Origin of the sequence: Synechococcus sp. H55.11, from assembly GCF_047462475.1 — a bacterium.
Taxonomy (GTDB): domain Bacteria; phylum Cyanobacteriota; class Cyanobacteriia; order Thermostichales; family Thermostichaceae; genus Thermostichus.
Genome location: NZ_JANSJI010000148.1, coordinates 1 through 19,399 on the forward strand (window position 1 = coordinate 1; position 19,399 = coordinate 19,399).

21 protein-coding genes are annotated in these 19,399 nt (G+C 60.5%); 10 read left to right on the plus strand and 11 right to left on the minus strand.

From position 1 onward, the window contains the following. The 7 genes from NW853_RS06420 to NW853_RS06450 form a co-directional block, all read right to left on the minus strand. Positions 1-1,292, minus strand: a 1,292-nt coding sequence (locus NW853_RS06420; RefSeq protein WP_414348429.1) for a class I SAM-dependent methyltransferase, incomplete at its 3' end; no start/stop codon positions are given. 30 nt (positions 1,293-1,322) lie between these two features. After that, entirely contained in the window at positions 1,323-2,405 is a 1,083-nt protein-coding gene (locus NW853_RS06425; protein WP_414332527.1) for a glycosyl transferase, read from the minus strand. A 4-nt stretch (positions 2,406-2,409) separates the two neighbouring features. Next, positions 2,410-3,303: a DMT family transporter gene (locus tag NW853_RS06430; protein ID WP_414332529.1), complete on the minus strand. Its 894-nt coding sequence runs from the start codon at positions 3,301-3,303 to the stop codon at positions 2,410-2,412. Beyond that, positions 3,303-3,641, minus strand: a complete 339-nt coding sequence (locus tag NW853_RS06435; RefSeq protein ID WP_414332531.1) for a hypothetical protein — start codon at positions 3,639-3,641, stop codon at positions 3,303-3,305. The genes NW853_RS06430 and NW853_RS06435 overlap by 1 nt, the downstream gene beginning before the upstream one ends. Before the next feature lie 66 nt (positions 3,642-3,707). Continuing rightward, positions 3,708-4,091 (minus strand): hypothetical protein, encoded by a 384-nt coding sequence (locus NW853_RS06440; RefSeq protein ID WP_414332533.1) that lies wholly within the window; start codon positions 4,089-4,091, stop codon positions 3,708-3,710. A 2-nt stretch (positions 4,092-4,093) separates the two neighbouring features. Continuing rightward, positions 4,094-5,086 (minus strand): leishmanolysin-related zinc metalloendopeptidase, encoded by a 993-nt coding sequence (locus NW853_RS06445; RefSeq protein WP_414348431.1) that lies wholly within the window; start codon positions 5,084-5,086, stop codon positions 4,094-4,096. Between the two features lie 203 nt (positions 5,087-5,289). Next, a complete protein-coding gene (locus NW853_RS06450; protein ID WP_414348433.1) occupies positions 5,290-5,757 on the minus strand; it encodes a hypothetical protein in 468 nt (155 codons plus the stop codon). Between the two features lie 673 nt (positions 5,758-6,430). Here NW853_RS06450 and aroA point away from each other — a divergent pair. Further along, entirely contained in the window at positions 6,431-7,765 is a 1,335-nt protein-coding gene (gene aroA, locus NW853_RS06455) for a 3-phosphoshikimate 1-carboxyvinyltransferase (protein ID WP_414348436.1), read from the plus strand. Positions 7,766-7,789: 24 nt separating this feature from the next. Further along, on the plus strand, positions 7,790-8,119 hold the full coding sequence (locus tag NW853_RS06460) for a TIGR03792 family protein (protein WP_414348438.1): 330 nt from the start codon (positions 7,790-7,792) through the stop codon (positions 8,117-8,119). Here the strand turns inward: NW853_RS06460 and NW853_RS06465 are convergent, their stop codons facing one another. Further along, positions 8,120-8,890 (minus strand): DUF502 domain-containing protein, encoded by a 771-nt coding sequence (locus NW853_RS06465; RefSeq protein ID WP_414332543.1) that lies wholly within the window; start codon positions 8,888-8,890, stop codon positions 8,120-8,122. 286 nt (positions 8,891-9,176) lie between these two features. On the opposite strand from NW853_RS06465, the gene NW853_RS06470 reads away from it, so the two are divergent. The 3 genes from NW853_RS06470 to NW853_RS06480 all read left to right on the plus strand — a co-directional run bounded on the left by NW853_RS06470 (position 9,177) and on the right by NW853_RS06480 (position 12,449). Continuing rightward, positions 9,177-9,644 carry an SRPBCC family protein gene (locus NW853_RS06470; protein ID WP_414332545.1) on the plus strand — a complete coding sequence of 156 codons (468 nt, stop codon included), beginning with the start codon at positions 9,177-9,179 and terminating at the stop codon, positions 9,642-9,644. Between the two features lie 79 nt (positions 9,645-9,723). Next, entirely contained in the window at positions 9,724-10,227 is a 504-nt protein-coding gene (locus NW853_RS06475) for a GNAT family N-acetyltransferase (RefSeq protein WP_414332547.1), read from the plus strand. A gap of 122 nt (positions 10,228-10,349) precedes the next feature. Then, positions 10,350-12,449, plus strand: a complete 2,100-nt coding sequence (locus NW853_RS06480) for a thioredoxin domain-containing protein (RefSeq protein ID WP_414348441.1) — start codon at positions 10,350-10,352, stop codon at positions 12,447-12,449. Between the two features lie 63 nt (positions 12,450-12,512). On the opposite strand, the gene NW853_RS06485 is transcribed toward NW853_RS06480, so the two are convergent. Then, on the minus strand, positions 12,513-12,935 hold the full coding sequence (locus tag NW853_RS06485) for a Fur family transcriptional regulator (RefSeq protein ID WP_414332551.1): 423 nt from the start codon (positions 12,933-12,935) through the stop codon (positions 12,513-12,515). Between the two features lie 201 nt (positions 12,936-13,136). Between NW853_RS06485 and NW853_RS06490 the strand changes: the two genes are divergently transcribed. From NW853_RS06490 to NW853_RS06510, 5 genes are all read left to right on the plus strand, one after another. After that, positions 13,137-14,318 carry a metallophosphoesterase family protein gene (locus NW853_RS06490; RefSeq protein ID WP_414348443.1) on the plus strand — a complete coding sequence of 394 codons (1,182 nt, stop codon included), beginning with the start codon at positions 13,137-13,139 and terminating at the stop codon, positions 14,316-14,318. A 138-nt stretch (positions 14,319-14,456) separates the two neighbouring features. Next, complete coding sequence (locus NW853_RS06495; protein ID WP_414348446.1) at positions 14,457-14,813, plus strand: ArsR/SmtB family transcription factor; 357 nt, start codon at positions 14,457-14,459, stop codon at positions 14,811-14,813. A gap of 765 nt (positions 14,814-15,578) precedes the next feature. Next, positions 15,579-16,124 (plus strand): DUF3110 domain-containing protein, encoded by a 546-nt coding sequence (locus tag NW853_RS06500; RefSeq protein WP_414348449.1) that lies wholly within the window; start codon positions 15,579-15,581, stop codon positions 16,122-16,124. Positions 16,125-16,164: 40 nt separating this feature from the next. Next, on the plus strand, positions 16,165-16,890 hold the full coding sequence (locus NW853_RS06505) for a hypothetical protein (protein WP_414332559.1): 726 nt from the start codon (positions 16,165-16,167) through the stop codon (positions 16,888-16,890). Positions 16,891-16,923: 33 nt separating this feature from the next. Then, a complete protein-coding gene (locus tag NW853_RS06510) occupies positions 16,924-17,301 on the plus strand; it encodes a hypothetical protein (RefSeq protein ID WP_414348452.1) in 378 nt (125 codons plus the stop codon). A 24-nt stretch (positions 17,302-17,325) separates the two neighbouring features. Here NW853_RS06510 and NW853_RS06515 read toward each other — a convergent pair whose 3' ends face one another. Beyond that, positions 17,326-17,607, minus strand: coding sequence for a DUF1830 domain-containing protein (locus NW853_RS06515; RefSeq protein ID WP_414332563.1), 282 nt, complete (start codon positions 17,605-17,607; stop codon positions 17,326-17,328). A 279-nt stretch (positions 17,608-17,886) separates the two neighbouring features. Continuing rightward, on the minus strand, positions 17,887-19,399 hold a 1,513-nt coding region (locus NW853_RS06520), incomplete at its 5' end, for a DUF3769 domain-containing protein (protein ID WP_414348454.1).

Sequence of the window (19,399 nt, forward strand, 5' to 3'; positions counted from 1 at the left end):
ATCCCTTCTTTGGCAAGAGAAGCTGGGCTGGGATCCAACATCACAAACAGAAACGACTCCAGCCCTGCCAGGTAGGTGAGCACCTGCTCCTGGGCCGCTTCCTGGTCGATCCGATGGGCTTGGGCCGCCTGCTCGATCAGGCCGGCCACCGCCACTGGCCCCTGCAACAGGGATCCCAGCCAGGCCATCTGGGGGGCTGGTATGGTCAGGCGCCCACGGCTGGCCCCCGGCCAGTTCATGGCAAACTCCAGCTTCTTGTCGTGGGCCTGGGCAAAGTTGTGGCGAAACTCGGCGTTGTCCATCAGGATGGGGTTGAGCTGCACCCTGCCCTCCAGCCAGTCGGCGTCGCTCCAGGGCAAGACCAGGGAAGAGCCGGGGTGCTCCGCCCAAAAGTCGATTAGGCGGTGGTTGGGGTAGATTAGCTCGTAGAAGTGGTTTTGCTCGGCAGGGGAAAGCTTGTCCAGCTCCGCCTGCAGCCAAGCCGGCATGGCCCTGTCTTTGAAGAGCAGCGTCGGATCCCAGTCGGCGTAGTCCACTAGGCAAACCAAGCCCAGCTCCGCCTCTTGAAGCATGCGCAGGAGATCCGGGAGCAAAAACCCTTTGTCGCCGGGTAAGAGGTAGTTGGCGCGGATGTTGGTGTCGTCGCTGTAGATCTGGGGATCCCAGTGCAGGGCAGCGCGTAGCTCGTCAGAGGCCAGGCTGGCCATGAACTCCCGCACCCGCCGGCAGGCTTCGGGGGTGGGCAGCTCAAACAGGCCCAGCAGCCGAAACGCCTCCTGCAGGCGGAAGATCACCTGCCGCTGGTAGGCGTGGTGCAGGTTGGCCCGCAAGATCCCGTCCGGCTTGAGCACCCGCTTAAGCGCCTTCAAGCCCGCCACGGGATCCTCAAGCAGATAGAGCACGTCGTTGAGGCTGATGAAGTCAAACTGCTGCCCCAGTTGTTCAATCTCCAACAGGTTGAGGGCATGCAGCTCCACCTCCCCAAAGCCGTGGTAGCGCAGGCGCCGCTCCGTTGCCTGCACCGACGCCGGCGAGAGGTCGCAGGCCACCAGCCGCGCCCCTGGGTTGGCCTCCGCCAAGATCAAGGTCTCCCAGCCGGAGCCACAGCCGACGTTGAGGATGGCGATCCCCTCGCTGGGCAGGATGGCGCGGGTACGGGCGTATTGGGCCGTCGTCCAGCTCAGGCGGTACAGACTACCGATGGCGCTGCGGCCCGACGCCTCAATGGGTACGTTGGGATAGGGCAGTTCCTCGTAGAGTTGCCGCAAAGACTCGGTTGTGCTGCCGGCCATGGGATCCACTCCAGGAAGCTGCTCCCTATGCTACTGCCTCAGGAACGCCGCGATGGCGTCCGCAATGGCCTCATTGCCCTTGCGATCCAGCTCCTCCGACGCCTGGGGTGGGTGAGGGGGATCCCGCAAGAAGTCCCAGGATCCCGCAAAGAACTCTTCCGGCGAGAGGATACGATGCCAGCCGTAGCGCCGCAATCCCTCCACCAAGAGGGGCGACTCGGCAAAGCTGGAACGGTTGACACAGGCCATGGGGATCCCACAGCGCAGCGCCTCCGCTAGGGTGCCATAGCCCGGCTTGGACACTACCCAGCGGCAGAGAGGCATGACATCCACCGGGCGCCACCTCTGCCCGTCCAGAATCTGCAGGTTAGGCAGAGGGGGAGCCTTGGGGTCGAAGGTGAGAAACTGCCAGTCGGGAAAATCCAAAAGCCGCTCGTAGGGCAAGCCCTGCAGCCCCAGCCCGCCAAAGGTCAACAAAACCGTGGGCCGCTCCCGCTCCAGCCCTAGGCGCTGGGCCACCTCCTCAGCCAAGTAGCGGGGATCCGACCCCGTCAACCCCACGGGTTCCTGGTGGGGAAAGGCGCCCATAGGCTCAGCAAAGGGCAGGCGAAACAGCCGCTGGCAGCGCCCGTACAGCTCGCGGATCCAGCTTACAAAGGGCTGAAACTGGGGGCCGTACTCTTGATAGATAAAGTCCCAGCCGAAGTTGCTGGCCATCCAGCAGGGGATCCCGGCGGCCTCGGCAATGGCGGCGGCAATGGGGGGCACATCCCCTAGCAGCAACGGCACCCCCTGGCTGCGGATGAACTCCGCCTCTTCTCGGATGAGGTCGGCAGACCCCGCTTGGAACGCCCGCAGGGCCGCTAACGTCGCCGGCAGATCCGCCTGCAGCCCATCCGGCTGCACCACCCCCACGTCCAAAGCGCGGGGCCGATGCAGAAACTCCCCTTCCCCGTAGCGCTCCAGCAGCCAAGCGGGAGCCGGCGTCACCCAAATGGGCAGGATCTGCGGCTCCCGCCGCCGCAAAGTGTTCACCACCGCCGTCAGCCGGGTGACGTGACCAAACCCATGGGCCGTTGCCGCCACATAGAGAGGAACTGGATTCACCGCCATAGCCTTAGGAAAGCACAGGCTGAGACTTTTCCCGCCGGGATCCCCAGAGGTTGCTGGCCAAGATGAGGCCCAGGCCCAGCAGCGATCCTGGCGCGATCGGCTCCTGCAACAGCACCGCGATCAACCCCAGCGACAGGAATGGCGTGACATAGACCCAATTGGCCAGGGATCCGCGCTCGTCCGCCAGCTCCAGCGCCCGCAGCCAGAACACAAAAGTCAGGCCCATCTCCGCCAAGCCGATGTAGGCCGCCCAGCCCAGCCCTGCTAGAGTCCACCTCAGCTCCTGCAACGGCAATAGCGCCAGGCAATAGCCGCTGCCGAAGACAAACCCCAGGAACAACTTCAGCACGGCATCCCGTCCATCCCGCACATTGAGCAGCCAGTAGAGGGCCCAAATAGCGGCGCTGCCCACCGCCAGTCCCACTCCCCAGGGATCCTCCACTTGCAGGGTGCCCCAGGAGCCCCCCGTGGCCACCAGCACCACCCCCACCAGGCTCGTTCCCAAAGCCAGCAGCAGCCGCCCGCGCAGGCGCTCCCCCAACAGCGGCACCGCCAAGAGAGCCAGCAGCAGCGGCCAGGTGTAATTTAAAGCCAGTGCCGCCTGGGCCGAGAGGCGATCATAGGCTTGGAAGAGCACCCCGTAGTAGCCAAACGGGTTGAGCAGCCCCTGCAGCGCCGACAGGCCAATTTGGGATCCCTTCTGCTGGCGGACAAGAGGCGCCCGCCCTGTTACCACCAGAACCATCCCCAAGATTAGGCAGGAGCTACACGCCGAAAAAATCAGCAAGACCGTCGGTGAGAGGTGCTGCAACCCGAACTTAAAGGCGCTGGCCGCTGTGGCCCAGCCCAAGATAGCCGCTGCCAGGTAGGCGCGGGCCCGCCAGGGATCCCTGCGCATCAAAAGCTGTCCAGATCCCTGTCTTCTGCCTTTGGCCTCGCTCCAGTGGGAAGGCCCAGCCGTGGCGCCACCACCCAGACGTAGAGCAGGTAGCCCAGACCCGCCACCACCGCCCACTTGAGAACAGTGGTGAAAACCCGGAAGACCAGCCCCACCAGCAAGATACAGCCCAAAATGGCCAAAACCGTCAGCAGTGGACGCCCCCATGTCTCAGCCCAAGTGCGAACGGCATTTTTCCCCTGAGACGAGCTCAGCGCCCCAGAGGCCGCAGCTGCCTGCTCCAGTTCGCGCTCAAGCTGTTTTAGCCGTTCTTGTTCTGAGAAAGAAAGATCCGACATAGGGAGCAGTCTCCAGAATACAGGGCCATCTCCATCTTACGAGCTGCTCCCCAAAAGCAGGGCAAGCTAGGCCCGCGCCGACGGGATCTCTTGGGCCATGGCGCGGAACAGATCTAGAGCTGGGCCAGGGCGACGGTTAGGACGCGGAGCCGGGATCTCGTTGGGCACAAAGGGCCTTTCGACCACCACTTTGGGCTTGGCAGGTGCAGCCGTTGCCGCAGAGTTAGAGGAAGTTGCCGACTGGCTTGGAGCGGATTGTCCAGGCGCCGAGCGAAAAGGCCCGGTTACAAAATCCACCAGACCGCCGAAGAGAATGCCAAAGAAGGAAAAAAGACCGCCGAACAGCTTTTTGAGAATGCCCATTTTGCCGATGTCGTAACGTTCTGCAACTGGCCACTCATTATTGTTAAGAACGGGCAGCTTGGCTATAGGTAGATATGCTTTTTTCAACCTCAGGGATCCCCCACCGGTCTGCCTGTGGCATCGAAGCGCCGCAGCGGTAGGGCCAGCTCCAGCTCCTGCAGCTCCAGGGGTTCCGAGAGGGGCCGGCTGCGCCCCAGCTCAAAGCCATCGGCTGCCGCCGGGTTCACTGCGTAGCCCATATCTGCCATCGCTCCCACCGTAAGGATGCTTAAGGGATTGGGCACCCCCCGGTCGAGGCGGGTGGTCATCAGCTCCCGACCCAAGACGCTCTCCCGCCAGTGGGAATCGCGGGATCCCTCCCCAAACTGGTTCTCTAAGGGAACAGAAGGGGCATTCCCCCCCAACGTGGTAAAAGCGGCAACCGCCCGCGGGCCAATAAAGTGGGGGTCATAGCCCGGCGGCGTCGGCTGATCCCGCCCCACCAAGCCCACCGTCAGCCCCTTGGGATCCCAGACGCTGGGCAAAAAGCCAAGCGCATGGCCCAACTCGTGCAAAGCAGTAATGGGCAGGTCACCCCGCTCTTCCAAAGCCGAGAGGTTTTGGCTGTTGAACACAACCACAGAGTAGAAAGGCAGGCCATTGGAGGCCCGCACAAAACAGGGAGCTGCTCCCCCCAAAATCCGCTCGTCGCCCAGGTCTCTTGCCCGCACCTCCACTAGCAGATCGTCGATGGGAAAATTGAGCGCTGTGCTGGGAAACCCCGCGGCACACTCGCCGGCCCGGATGTTGGTGGGCCCTAGATCCGGCTGATCCCCGACGATGATCTCCTGCCACCTCAAGGCCGCGCTGCGGACAATGGCTTGCTGGCTGGGAGTGAGGCTGTTGTCGGGAAAACGAACGTCAATCGCGAACTGGGGAACAGAGGTAGCCGTCGGCGAAGGGAAAACAGTCGGGGTAGGGGTGAGAACGACAGTTGGAGTAGAGGTGGGAATGACGGTTGTGGGAGCGGGAATGACACTTACCGAAGAGGAACCACCACTTCCCCCGCAAGCCTTGAGCGCCAGTACCAGAAGCACAGCCACCAGGAATCCGAACAGACCCCCTACTCTGCCCAGAAGCTGCCGTCGCCTTGAAAAAACCTGCACACCACCCCCAAACTCGAAAAGCTCTCCGAGTCAAGTGGATCATACCGGCTGCGACCCGCCTCCCAAGAATGATCTGCATCACACTGTGCCGGCCAACTTCAGGACGAGATGGGCGGCCTAATTCTTCGGGTTAGAATCCTTTATTCTAGGGAGTCAGAAGAACTTTCCTCTATGCCCCAGCCTGCGGCCAAAACGTCCACTGCCGCCTGCAACGCCCGGTTATCCCCCAAAAGTTCCGCGGGATCCGACCGCGGCTCCACCAGGGGGACCAAGCGCAAGATGCGGCTGTCCTGAACCAAGTCAATAACCACGCCCGCTCGCTCCTTACCCAGGTCAGCAAGCTCCTCCGCCGCAGCAGGATCCCGCAGACAGGCGTAGTCAAAGCTATTCACATTCAGGTAAAGGCTGCCATTTACCACCAGCGTGGCGGCGGTGGGATCCTGAAAAACATCCATCACGCAGCCTTCCCCCTGCTTGCGTACCATGCCATCCACGATGTCGAAGTAACGGACACGTCCCAAATCGGATAGCAGCCGGTAAATATCCCGCTTATTTACCAAAGTTCCCGTATCCACAATACAGGGGGCACAAGGATGAGTATCTGTCATAGGGCAGTCGGTCTCGAAAGGTCAATGGGCGAAGAACAGGCCAAAGGAAGGCAAAATCAATAGTATCTACAGACCCTCTAGAAAAACACCAGTCCTCGGCAATTTTAGGCACGGCTGTGGCTGACCGGCAACTGAGGATCCTACTTGACAAAAACTTTAACCAACCAAAAAGGAAAGGTAATTTGCCTTGCTCTGCAAAGTTGTTGAGTTACCGAGACTACAGGATCGCTTTCTCCCTTCTGGCCACCCAGCCCTGAGACCGTTAGACCGCTTTCTGGGAAAGCTCGTTCACAACTCCTATTGACTCTATCACAGCCTTCCCGAAAAGATCACAGGCCGCCGCTCAGTCACAATCTACAGGCAAGGGCGACAGAAGCCAATGGATGTTCCGCCAGCCGAGATTGCCTGCATATTGTGGGAGAATGAGTGGCTGGGAAGCTTTAGGCACTAGATATCGTAGATAACATCTGCAAAATCAGGGCTGGCAAAAAAAAGGCCGAGGCCAAGCCCCGACCGAGGAATCCATGTTGTTAAGCTCATCCTCAAGGACGAGAAGGGCTGCTGTCAAAAGACGGCCTGTCTTTCCCGAGTTCAACCGCCGGCGAAAGCGGTGCAGATCCACGCCTGAGTATGATCAAGACTGCCCCTGTCTTTATCTGCTGTCACGGCTCCTGTGCTGACCACCGCCTCTTCTCCCGACCTCCTGACACTTTCGCCAGTCCGTAGCCTGCGCGGCCAAATCAAGGTTCCAGGCGATAAGTCCATCTCCCACCGCGCCCTGATGCTGGGATCCCTGGCGGAAGGGGAAACCGTCATTCACGGGCTGCTGCTGGGGGAGGATCCTCGCAGTACGGCGGCCTGTTTTCGGGCGCTAGGGGCTGGGATCCCCGAGCTCAACAGCGAGTGCGTCCGCATTCAAGGGGTGGGCTTGGATCGCCTGCAGGAGCCGACAGATGTCTTAGACGCCGGCAATTCCGGCACCACCCTGCGCCTGATGCTAGGGATCCTGGCCGGCCAGCGGGGGCGCTTTTTTGCTGTCACTGGGGATCGCTCCCTGCGCTCACGGCCCATGGGGCGGGTGGTGGAGCCGCTGCGGCAGATGGGAGCCAACATCTGGGGGCGGGCGGGGGGCGCCTTGGCTCCTTTAGCGGTGCAGGGGGGATCCCTGCAGGGAATTCACTACCACTCGCCGGTGGCCTCGGCCCAGGTGAAGTCCTGTCTGTTGCTGGCGGGCCTTTTGGCAGAAGGCACCACGCAAGTTACAGAGCCGGCCCTCTCCCGCGACCACTCGGAGCGGATGCTGCGGGCCTTTGGCGCCCAGATCCACGTCGATGTCGAGGCGAAAACCGTGGCTGTGGTGGGAGGATCCCGCCTGGTGGGCCAGACGGTGCAGGTACCGGGGGACATCAGCTCAGCAGCCTTTTGGCTGGTGGCCGCCTCGATTGTGCCGGAGAGCGAGTTGCTGCTGCAGGATGTGGGCCTCAACCCCAGCCGCACCGGCGTGCTGCAGGTGTTGCAGGAGATGGGGGCCGATATTCAAGTGGAGAACCGGCGAGAGATGGCGGGTGAACCCCTGGGGGATCTGCGGGTGCGCTCGGCTCGCTTGCGGGGCTGCAGCATTGGTGGCGATCTCATTCCCACGCTAATCGACGAGATCCCGGTTTTGGCGGTGGCGGCAGCTTTTGCCGAGGGGACTACGGTCATTCGCGATGCGGCGGAATTGCGGGTTAAAGAGAGCGACCGCTTGGCGGCCATCGCCCAGGAACTCAGCCGGATGGGGGCCCAGGTCACCGAGTATCCCGACGGCCTGGAAATCAAAGGCGGGATCCCGTTGCAAGGGGCCGAGGTGGACAGCCACGCCGATCACCGCATCGCCATGAGCCTGATGGTGGCCGCCCTGGCCGCCCAGGGATCCACCACCCTTCGAGGGGCCGACTGTGCCCGCATCTCCTACCCCGACTTCATCCCCACCCTGCAGCGGCTGATCAACCCTTCGTCCGCGTCCTAGCCAGCCAAGAGCCAACTTTTGCCGATGTCAGACCAGCCCATCGCCATCGAACACCTCTGCTTCCGGGTTCCTCCCGGCGGCCAGATGGCCTTCATTCAGGAAGACGAGCGGATCTGGGGGCCTGCCCTGCGACAACAGCCGGGCTTTTTGGGCAAAGAAGTCTGGCTGGACCAAGAGGATCCCGAACTTGTTCACCTCATCCTCCGCTGGGCCAGCCGTGCTGCCTGGAAAGCCTTCTCTCCCGACCAAGTGGAGAGGTTGGATCGGCAGATGCAGCCTTTTTATGTACGCCTGGAGCAGGCCAAAGAATACCAGCTCTGGGAGCCCGACCTATTGGGAGAAGGACAAGCCTGATCAGGGGATCCTTTGGCTCTCAAAGCCCACTTCGGGTTCCATTGAGTCGGCTCTAGCGGATGCCGCCGCCCGCTCTTGTTCCACCAACTCCCGCAGGCTGGGCATGGCCAGGGCCCCTTCGCGCCGTTGCAGCCCGGCCTCAAAAGTTTCCGGGGTCACGATCCCACCGGAGATGAGCATCTTGAAAGCGTCCTCTACCGGCATGAACACCTCCACCACCTGGTCTTCCGGCACGATGGCGTACCAGCCCGTCGTTGGGTTAGGGGTGGTGGGCACGAACAGGCTGAGGGAGCGCTGCGGCCCATCCGGCCGGATTGGGGTTTGAATGGTGCCGGTTACAAAGGCCAGCGCCCAAGCCCCAGGCCGGGGATATTCCACCAGCACCACCCGCCGAAAGCGCTGATTGTTGGGGGCAAACAAAACGCTGACCAATTGCTTCAGGGTCTTGTAGACCAACCCCGCCACCGGGATGGCGTGGAGCAACTGCTCGCTCAGGTTGAGCAGCCACTGGCCGACAATGTTGCGGGCCATGAAGCCGATCAGCAGGATGAACACAACCGGCGTCAACAAGCCCACCGCCAGATCGATGAGGTTGATCAAAATGGGGTGCAGCCCCTGGATGGGATTAAACTGCTTGGGAATGCTGGTCAAAAAGCCGATGCTCCAGGTGGCCACCTCCACCGTTAGCCAAATCGTGGTTGCCAGAGGGATCACCACCAGCAAACCCGCCACGAAATAGTTCTTAAGATGCTGTTTCCATTGAGAAACCATGGTGAGGTCGTTCCATCAAGTCAAATGAGTGGACGCACCGAGCCGACGTAAGTGAAGCTTGCAGATGGCAATCATCATACCTGCCTTCTGCCTTGCCCCTATGGGGGCAGCTACAACTTGCTCGGACCCAACAACCGGGCTGCCAGAAAGTGCAGAGCCCCGAACTTTCATGAGGCCGATAATGCTATCTTAGGTCGATATAAAATTTTGTAAAGCGGGGAGCCTGTCCCGAGGCGCTGTGGCCAAGCCCTGGGATAGTTCTGCCGGATGTCGTGTGGGAGGCCCCATGTCCGAGTCAGATTGGTTAGAGCACACCTGTCAGGTGGAGGTGCCGGTTCCCATCGAGCAGGTGTGGGAGCTGTGGGCCAACCTTGCCCTCATGCCGCGCTGGATGAAGTGGATCCGCTCAGTGGAACTGCTGGATCACGAGCTATCGCGGTGGACGCTGGATACGCGCGGCCTCACCTTCAGTTGGATCTCCCGCACCCACACGGTGGTGAAACACCAGCACATCGGCTGGCAATCGGTGGAAGGCTTGCCCAATCGCGGGGCACTGCGCTTTTACGACCGCAAGGGCAGTACCATTGTTAAGCTGTCGGTGGCCTACAAGATCCCGGGGATCCTGGGCAAGATCTTGGATGGCCTGTTTGTGGGCAAAGTTGTGGAGAGCACCATCCAGGCGGACTTGGAGCGCTTCAAAGCCTATGCCCTAGAGCAGGCGGGAGCGAGCGCCAGCAATACTCCGGCCAGCTAGCCCTGGCCAGGTTTGTTCTCCGTTTTGCGACGACCCCTTGATTCCTTGTTAACTCTCGCTGCTGCCAAGGTCTGAATCTATGTCCGATCCCCCTCCTGAGCCTGTCATCGCCCTTTCTCATCAACCGGTGGACAACCGCAACATTCGCTTCTCCCTGGAGCGGGGCGATCTGGATCTGGAGCAGCTCCTGCTGTTGTTGAACCGCAACGCCTTTTGGGCCCAGAATCGCCGGCGGGAAGAGATGGAGCGGGCCATCGCCCACAGCCACCCGGTGGTCAGCGCCTGGGACGGGGAGCGCCTGATCGGCTTTGGCCGCGCCACCTCTGATGGGGTTTACCGGGCTGTCCTCTGGGACATTGTGGTTGATCACGACTACCGCCGCCAGGGCATCGGGCGCAAGCTGGTGGAAACCCTGATCAGCCATCCCCACCTGCAGTCGGTGGAGCGCATCTACCTGTTTACCACCCATCAGCGCGGCTTTTACGAGCGAATTGGTTTTGTGGAAAATCCCAGCACCACTCTGGTGTTACACGGGCGTCCGCTGGGGTTTTTGATCCCGGCTGCCGAACAGGAGCAGGTCTGACCAACAGGGAGCCTCAGGGCAAGAAGAGGCGTGGGTGAGTGTATCTTGAACAACAGTGGGTTGGCTCGGCCTCGGGAAGAGAACGCGCTAGCCTGAAGCAAAAAGGGTGAGAAGGTGTACCTATGGCCAATCGCCTCGCCACGTGTTCCAGCCTTTACCTGCGCAAGCACGCCGAGAACCCGGTGGATTGGTGGCCTTGGATCCCGGAGGCTCTGGAGAAAGCCCGGGCCGAGGACAAGCCGATTTTTCTGTCCATCGGCTATTCCAGTTGCCACTGGTGCACAGTCATGGAGGGGGAGGCTTTCTCCAACCCGGAGATCGCCGCCTTTCTTAATGCCCATTTTTTGCCCATCAAAGTGGATCGCGAGGAGCGGCCCGATCTGGACAGCATCTACATGCAGGCGCTGCAGCTCATGAGCGGGCAGGGGGGGTGGCCCCTCAATGTCTTCCTCACCCCCGATGATCTGGTGCCGTTTTACGCGGGCACCTATTTCCCGGTGGAACCCCGCTTTGGCCGTCCGGGTTTTTTGACCTTGCTGCAGCGCATCCTCCAGTTTTACCGCCAGGAAAAAGACAAAATCGAGGAGATGAAAGGCCAGATTTTGATGGCCCTGACCACCCTCAGCGACCTGGTGCCGGAAGACCACCTTCCCCCTGACCTGCTCCGCTCTGGGATCCCCAAAATCCAGCCTTTGCTGGCCAACGCCGGGGCGGTGCAGCAGTTCCCCATGATGCCCTACGCCCAGTTGGTGTTGCGCTCGGCCCGCTTCGACCCACCGGAAGGGATCCCCGGCTCGCCGACGGCGCTGGAACGGGCTAAGGAGCGGGGCATGGCCTTGGTGTTGGGAGGGATCTTCGACCATGTGGCCGGCGGGTTTCACCGCTACACCGTGGATCCCACCTGGACGGTGCCCCACTTTGAAAAAATGCTCTACGACAACGGGCAGATCTTGGAGTTTCTGTCTGAGCTGTGGGCCCACGGGATCCAGGATCCAGCTATCGAGCGGGCGGTGCGCCTGACGGTGGAATGGGTGGCGCGGGAGATGACTGCCCCTGCCGGGTATTTCTATGCCGCCCAGGATGCCGACAGCTTTGCCCGGGCGGAGGACACGGAGCCGGAGGAGGGCGAGTTCTACGTTTGGCGCTGGCAGGAGCTGCAGGATCTGCTGGATGAAGCAACCTTCCGCGCCCTACAGCAGGCGTTTGACCTGTCGCCCAATTTCCCCGATCGGCCCGGCTGCATCGTCTTGCAGCGCAAACAGGGGGGGGAACTGCCGCCGGAAGTAGAGACCGCCTTGACCACCCATCTGTTTCGGGCCCGCTACGGCTCCACAGAGCGGAGAACCCCCTTCCCACCCGCGGTAGATGCCCGCTCGGCCCGCCAACGCTCTTGGCCGGGGCGGATCCCACCTGTCACGGACACCAAGATGATCGTCTCTTGGAACGGCCTGATGATCTCTGGACTGGCGCGGGCCTACCAGGTGTTCGGTGACGAGGACTGTCTGCAGTTGGCCCTGCGATCCGCCCAATTTATCCTCAGCCAGCAGCGCCACCCCCAGACGGGATCCCTGCTGCGCCTGAACTACGACGGCACAGCCCAAGTACCCGCTAAATCGGAAGATTATGCCCTGCTGATCAAAGCCCTATTGGACTTGCACCAAGTCAGCCTGCCGCTGGTGGGGGATCCCACCCCCCAAGATTGGTTGCAGGCTGCCCTCCAGCTCCAGCAGGAGATGGACGCGCAACTGTGGGATCCGGCCAGGGGGGGATACTTTGTCAGCGATGCCCAGAGCACCCCTGAACTGTTGGTGCGGGAGAAGGAGTTTCAGGACAACGCCACGCCCGCGGCCAATGGGGTGGCCATTGCCAACCTGGTGCGCCTAGCCGCCATCACCGGAGATCTGGACTACCTGGAACGGGCAGAACAGGCCCTGAAAACCTTTGCTCACATCATGAGCACCCAGCCGCGCACCTGCCCCAGTTTGTTTGCTGGGCTGGATTGGTACAGCAATTGGGTGAAAGTCACCCTAGAGGCCGAGCACATCCCTGCTTTTCAGCGGCGAACTTGGCCCACCACCGTCTTTGCCCTGCCCACGGAAGCGGAGCCGCTGCCAGAAGGGGCGCTAGGCTTGGTGTGCTGGGGCAGCAAATGCCTGGCTCCGGCCAGCTCGCTGGAACAAATCCAGTCGCAGATCGGCAAAGGGCAGAACCGAGCCTACTGACAGCGGTTCAGCCTTCTCCAGAACAAGCCGGGATCCCTTCTGCTCTACCCAAACCGCCAAGGCTTAGCTCTGGTTCTCCACCCCAAAAAACTCGATGCGGTAGCTCTGGATGCGGGTGCCGGTTTGCCGCTCCACCTGGGCCAGCAGCTCCGGCGGCAGCTCCACATCTACGTCCAAAATGCGGTTGCTGTCCAGGCAGTTGACATGGCTGTGAGGATGGGTACGATTGCCGTAGCGACGCCCATCGGCGCGATCCAGGCACTCGATAATGTTGTGGCTGGCCAGGGCCTCCAGATTTTGATAGACGGATGTGTGGCCAATAGGCTTGCCCTGCCGATTGAGGCGATCATAGATCTCTCGAGCGGAAAGGTGCTCGCCGCATTGCCACAGCAGTTCCAAAATATAACGACGCTGCCGGCTGAGGCGCAGATTGCACTCTCGGCATCGCTCCAAAGCAGCTTCCAAAGAGTCTACAGGGCGAGGCATGGGCAAACCTCAAGTCATACCGAGTCTGAGATAGCCAGTTGCTCATTTATACTAGTCTAACATTTGCAAGTCGAAGTTTCTGAAGATTTGTTGCAAAATCTCCACTGGCGTAGACCTCTCTAAGCAGTGTGCAGAAGAAGTGGGGTCAATTATTGACGATATCCCTTCTACAATACCGCTGGGGTGTTGAGGAGAAGCAGGATGCGGCGGCGCCAAATGATCTTGGGCTTGTTGGGACTAGCCGGCAGCAGTGGATTGGCGGGGGCCTATTGGGCTAGTCGGCAGCGTCCTACTTCGGTACCTCTGTCCGCGTTGGTGGGATCCCCCCCTACCCCTCGGCCTACGCCCACGGTTGTCCCCCATCCAGAAGCTCCCCGGGGCCTCTACATCCCAGCCCGCCGCGATCTTCGCCTGTTGGTCATCAGCGATATGAACGGCATCTACGGCTCGGTGGACTACGACCCAGAGGTGGATCGGGCTATCCGCCTCATCCCCTACTTCCAGCCGGATATCGTCTTGGGAGGAGGGGACATGGTGGCCGGGCAGGATCCCCGCCTCTCGGAAGAGCGCATTCGCGCCATGTGGGCAGCCTTCGACCGGCATGTGGCCGGCCCGCTGCGAGCCGCCAAACTCCCCTACGGCTTCACGCTGGGCAATCACGATGCTTCCTGTGCCCGCACCACGCGGGGCGGTTTTCTCTTCCAAAAAGAACGGGATTTGGCCCGTGAGTTTTGGAACGACCCGGCCCACGATCCGGGCTTGAACTTTGTGGATCGAGGCGACTTTCCCTTCTACTACACCTTTGAAAAAGACGGGGTATTTTACTTAGTCTGGGACGCCACCTGCAACTACATCCCGCCGGAACAGATGGCCTGGGCGGAAGCAGCACTGGCCAGCGAACGGGCTCAGAAGGCCAAGTTGCGCATCGTTATCGGCCACCTACCCCTCTATGCGATTACCGTCGGGCGCGACGATCCAGGAGAGGTGTTGCTGGAGGCCGATGCCAAGCGGGCCCTGCTGGAGAAGTACCGCGTCCACACCTACATCAGCGGCCACGACCACGGCTACTACCCTGGCCACAAGGGGCAACTGCAACTGCTCCATTGCGGCATTCTTGGCTCCGGCCCCCGCCCCCTCCTGAATAGCCCCCTGCCCCCCCGCAAGACCCTCACCCTTATCGACGTGGATTTCAACACTTCGGAGGTTACCTACTACACCACCTACCACATGCGGGATCTGAGCGTGATCGACCAAGCCGAGCTGCCCCGCTTCATCACCGGGCACAATGGCTTGGTGCTGCGCCGCGACGTCAATTGGGACAACCTCACCCCCGAAGAAATCGCCACCTGCCAAGCTCGTATTGGATCCCTGTGTCGGGATTAACTCTGTCGATTCCATGGAGGGAAACGCTGCCGAGCCGATGCGTTGTCTTACTTTTCCCCCACCATCCCATCCATCAGTCCAATCAATCAAGAGTTGGGGCGCACAACTCCTGCTACTTTAGTTAAGAGTTGATTACAGATGGTCTCGTTGCTGGTCGAGGTAAAAGGGGATCTGCTGGATAAGCAGGTGTGGGAGCGGTTCCACGCTCTCTCTGACCCGCTCCGTCTACGCGTGCTGCAACTGCTGCAGGGGCGCGAGTTGTGTGTTTGCGAGCTCTGCGAAAAGCTACAGGTTAGCCAGTCTAAGCTTTCATTTCACTTGAAAACTCTGCGAGATGCCAAGCTGGTTAACGCTCGCCAGCAGGGGCGCTGGATTTACTACAGCCTTAACCCACCCGGTTTTCAGCTCTTGCAGCATTTTTTGGATAGCTTGGGACAGGCTGGCCCCCCCAAAGCCGCGGTTCCCTGTGCCGAAGATCCCTGCGAAGATCCCTAGGTGGTGGGCGCGGCAACCCAAAATACCCCCGGAAAAACTGTTGGATCCCGCCATACTGAAGGTGGGCCAACAGAAGCGCATCTCTATTTCTCTCCTGGCAGCCCCAGGGATCCCGTTGGCTTCACTCGCTGCGCCATCTCCCAAAGTCCGTCAAAGTTCCCTGACACCGGCCATTGGGCTCTTTGTTAGGATCGATACAACAAAAGTGGGGACGGCATGACACGCGACCCGAGAGAGGAGTTGAAACGCATCCACCGGGCACACCTGCGGAATCGCCTCAAAGAGCGGGTGAAACGCGCCCAGTCGGATCCATCTTTGCTGGCACGAGAAGCTTTTGAGTTGGGTTTCTCGCTTCCCGCTTTACTCGAGCAACCCAAACTCAATTCCCCTGCCAAGCAACCTCAAGATGGCAGCAACGATCACGGAAGAATTTCTCCCCGGCGACTCTCAGAGCAGTTAGCCTAGGCGATGATTTGGAATCGTGCCTTCTCCTTAAAAGGGGGGAAACAGCTTCCCCATGGTGGTACCCTGAGTTTGGGACTCAAGAGAGGGAGCCTGGTCGAGCACCCCAAATTGGGACTGAGCTTTGTGGGCGGAAGTTCTGGTGGAAAACTCAGCCTGCATTGTTGAGCAAGCGGAAAAAAGATTAACGCAAACAGCGAAAAAAGAAGATGTGCGGTTTCTCGGCTTTTGTTCGTGGAGGTGTTATGCCTGAAGTGGACAAAGCCGTCCTAAAGGACAAGGGTTCAGACCCAGGAGGTTTTGATGATGAGCACCGCCGAAGCCCTTAAAATTCTCAGCCTTCCACCGGATGCAAGCGAGCGGCAGATCCGGGGGCGATTGTTTCAGAAATACCAAACTCTCGGCACTGCTCTCGCAGAACTGGAGGATGAGCGACAAAGGCCCTTGCTAGAGGCGCAACTGGCGCGGCTGAATGAGGCGCGGGATGTGCTGCTGGGCGGGGGATCCCAGGTAGAGAGAGGGTTATCTTGGGTTAGCCCGGAAGACTTGCCTTCCCAGGTGATCGTGCTGCTCTACCAAGCCAATGGGCAGGAGGGGATCTGCACGCGCCAGGTTGGTGGTCAAGATATTGTTATTGCTTTTGAGAGCTCGTTTGCGGCCAGAAAATATGCCCAGAGGCTGGCTCAACAGGGACTGCCTAAGCCTGTAGCAGAACGTTTTGACACGCAGGAGATCGTCGATTTTTGTCGCGAAGGGGGCTACGGATTGATGGTGGTTCCGGCCAACGAGATGCTGGAGCCTCTGGAGGAGAGCACGGAAACCGCGCGGGATTGGCAGAGCAAATCCTAACGGCCTGGACTTCAGCCAGATTGCGTTGCGAGGGTCTTCGATGATCACTGCCGAACCGATCTCTGCAGAGGAGTTTCGCCAGATCATGGATGCGGATCTGGAGGCTTGCTGTGAAGCATTTGGCCTGAGGGAGGGGTACCTGCGTCTGCAACAACAACAACTGCGCTTCTGGATTATGCTGGCCCTTTGCCTGTTGGTGGTTGCTCTGGTGATCTTCTCGGCGATGCGGGATCCCGGCTATTGGCTGCTGTACGCGGTGGCCGTCCTGTTGCTGGGGGTGGTTTTGCTGGGGCTGCTCTGGGCCATCCTGGAGTTGCGGCAAAACCTGCGTCGCATTCGTCAGCGTTGGCAGGAGGCCCATCTCCTCAACAGCCCGCCCAAGATCATGGAGTTCGCCAGCGACCTGGCCCGCAAGGTGAAGGAGTACAACCGCTGGGTGCAGGAGCTGCAACAATCGCTGGAAAGAGGGCAGTATTGGCGCGATTTTCGCCAACTGAACGAGGCAGAGCAGAAGTACGTCCAGTCCCTCTTTTTGCAGGTGCGAGCCCAGTTGATCACGGCTTTGCAGATGTGCAGAGCCTTGATCGAAGACCCGCGGGTTTCCGTAGAGCAGTACTTTAACCAGATGGTTGCCCGGGATCAGCAACTGCTGGAGCAATTTATCGCCAAAAACTTGACTGCCAACCGCTACGTAACCATGGCCCGCGAGCTATCTGCCCTGGAAGCAGATTTGCAAAGCCGGCTCAGAGTCCTGGGATCCCGGTGATAGTCTGGTGGGTCGATGTTCGGCAGCTCGTTTATGAGAAGCAGAGGCACTGCAACGCTGTACATCCTGCTGGGGCTGGGCCTGCTGGGGGGATGCGGGGATCCCAATGTGCCGCTGACCCAACCTCCCCCCGATGCTTTTCGGGTCAGCACCCCCCGTCCGCCGCGCTTGGATCTGTACCCCACCCCACCACCAACGCCCACCCCTACTCCCACACCGCCCCCCAGCCTACTGGAGCTCACGGCCCGTTGGCTGGGGCTCCCTTGGCCGCCGCAACGGCGAGAGACCAGCCCGGTGAGGTTGAGCGCCCGTTTCCTCGAGATCCCACTGCCGCCCAAGCCTCGCCCCTCACCCCAACCTTCCCCTAGCCCGGAAGCAGAGGAGAGAAAGCAGCAAGGCCGCGAGACCTAGTCCACACCGCTGGCCTCTGGGGATCTAGGCGCCCACAGTCACCGGCTCCGTCTCTCGCACCCGCATCTTTTCGCAGGGGATGATGTCTGTCAGGATAGAGCTGGCCATCATGCCCGTGTGGATCTCCAGTTTGGCTCCCGGCACTGCCTCAAACAGCAGCCGCTGCCCTGGGAAGACCACCCGCTCAAAGTACCAGTTTTCGATATTTGTGATGCGAACCACCTGAACGGAGCTGGTCGCATTGATGTAGCTACAGGTTATTCGCTCTGTTTGTCTTTTGGCGGGGATTGCATCAAGTGTTTGCATAATTAGATCACCAGCCCACTCTGCTCAGCCTAGCATCTACCCTAACACCGCCTGGGGATCGCTGCGGTAGTCTGCGATACGGCGATCCCAACCAGCAGAAATTAATCCTGGAAAAGCAATTTCTGTATTTTATCTTACCGTTTTGATTTTTTCAGAATGGCTCCTCAACTCAGGACGGACTTGGATTGAGATTTCTTCCTGCGGCGAGGCAATTTCTCACAGAAAATCTCCACAGAGTAGTAGTCAAGATTACATTTGAGTCCCCTTGGAGTTTGGGGATCAGGGCTCGTGGACGCTCGCTCCGGTCGTCGGTTTCTGCGGCGACTGGCGGGGATCCCAGTTCAGGCCCTCCACCCGCAGCTCCAGCGCCCCCGACTGGCGCACCGGATTGTATTGCAAGCTAAATCCATAGGTGCGGCGGTCGTAACCCAGGCGGTAGGTGATGTCCACCTGCTGGCCTGACTGCAGATCCACCGTCGTCTCTGCCCCCACCCGCAGCGGGCCATACAGCTGCTGTAAAAAGCCCAGAACAAGTTGCTCCCGCGTGGTGATGCGGTCGAACAAAAACGGCGAGGCCCCCGCCAAAAAACCATTGGAGTAGGTCACCCTCAGGTTGGTGTAGTCGAAGGTATCGGCCACAAAAGCCCCGATGACGGCATCGATGCCGATGCTGCCGGCAGTATAGCTTTGGGCACGGCCATTGGAGTAAAACGACTGGCTGCTGCTGACGCCGGTGTTGAGCCAGATTCCCTGTTCGATGGGCAGAGCGGAAAAGCGGGGCGGGGGATCTGCTGCCGTCTTGGGAGGGCTCCAGAGGGGAAAGGAGCGAGTTAGGGTTGCCCCCAGTTGCAGACGGGCGAGCTGAATGCGGTCGGTGGTCTTGGCCAAGGCCAGATCGGGATCGGTGTCGATGTCGCCGAGTTGCCCGAGGGCGTCGATGTAGTCGGCGGCTATGCGGTAGCTGAAATCCAAACCGGTGTTGCCGAGGCGGAGGGTGGGCGAGCTGTAGCTAGCACCAAGGCGATTCTCCACAATCTGAAACCCCAGCCGCCCGCTGAAGAAACGCTCTCGGTAGGCATAGGTATAAGTGACTTGGCCGCCGTTGCCGGTGGTAACGCGATGTTCGACCTGGGCCCGCAAGCGCCGGGCAAATTCCTCGAAGACGATCCCGCGCAGCTCGGCAAACAGCGAGGTTTGGGCATTGGCTTCCGGTTGCCGCCAACGAAAATCAGCCCGCAGCCCGATCCCATCGCGGATCCCTTGATCGCTGCCCCAAAGGCGTTGCGGATACAGTTGCGGGGAGAGCACCAGGCTGAGATTGGGATCCTGCAGCAGCTCGAAGTTGGCCTGCAGGATCAGGCCGCGCCGCAGCTCTTCCCGGTCGAAGTCATCGTAGAAAAGGCTGACCGGAGGCTGACGGTTCAATGAGTCAAAGCGCAGCCGAATGGGCAGGGGCAGAAACAAGACCTGGTCGAAAACCAGTTGGCCAGCTTCGGCAATCAACAGGCTGGAACCATCCGCCTGCAAGGTAGAGGTCGCCCGCGGGCTGCGGATCTCCAGCTCCGGCGGATCGAGAGGGTCATTGGTCAGCCGCACCTGCTCTCCTTCCCAGTTGTTGGCATCGAAGCGGATGCGGGCAGCGCGAAAGCGCACCAGCCGCTGCGGCGAGAGGGCCGCCGCCGGAGAGCCGCTGGCCTGCAACTGGCCAATATCCACCTGCCCGAAGGCTTCTTCCAACACTCCTCGCTCTTGCTCAAAGTCGTATTCCAGCCGGGATCCCTGGATGCGCTGC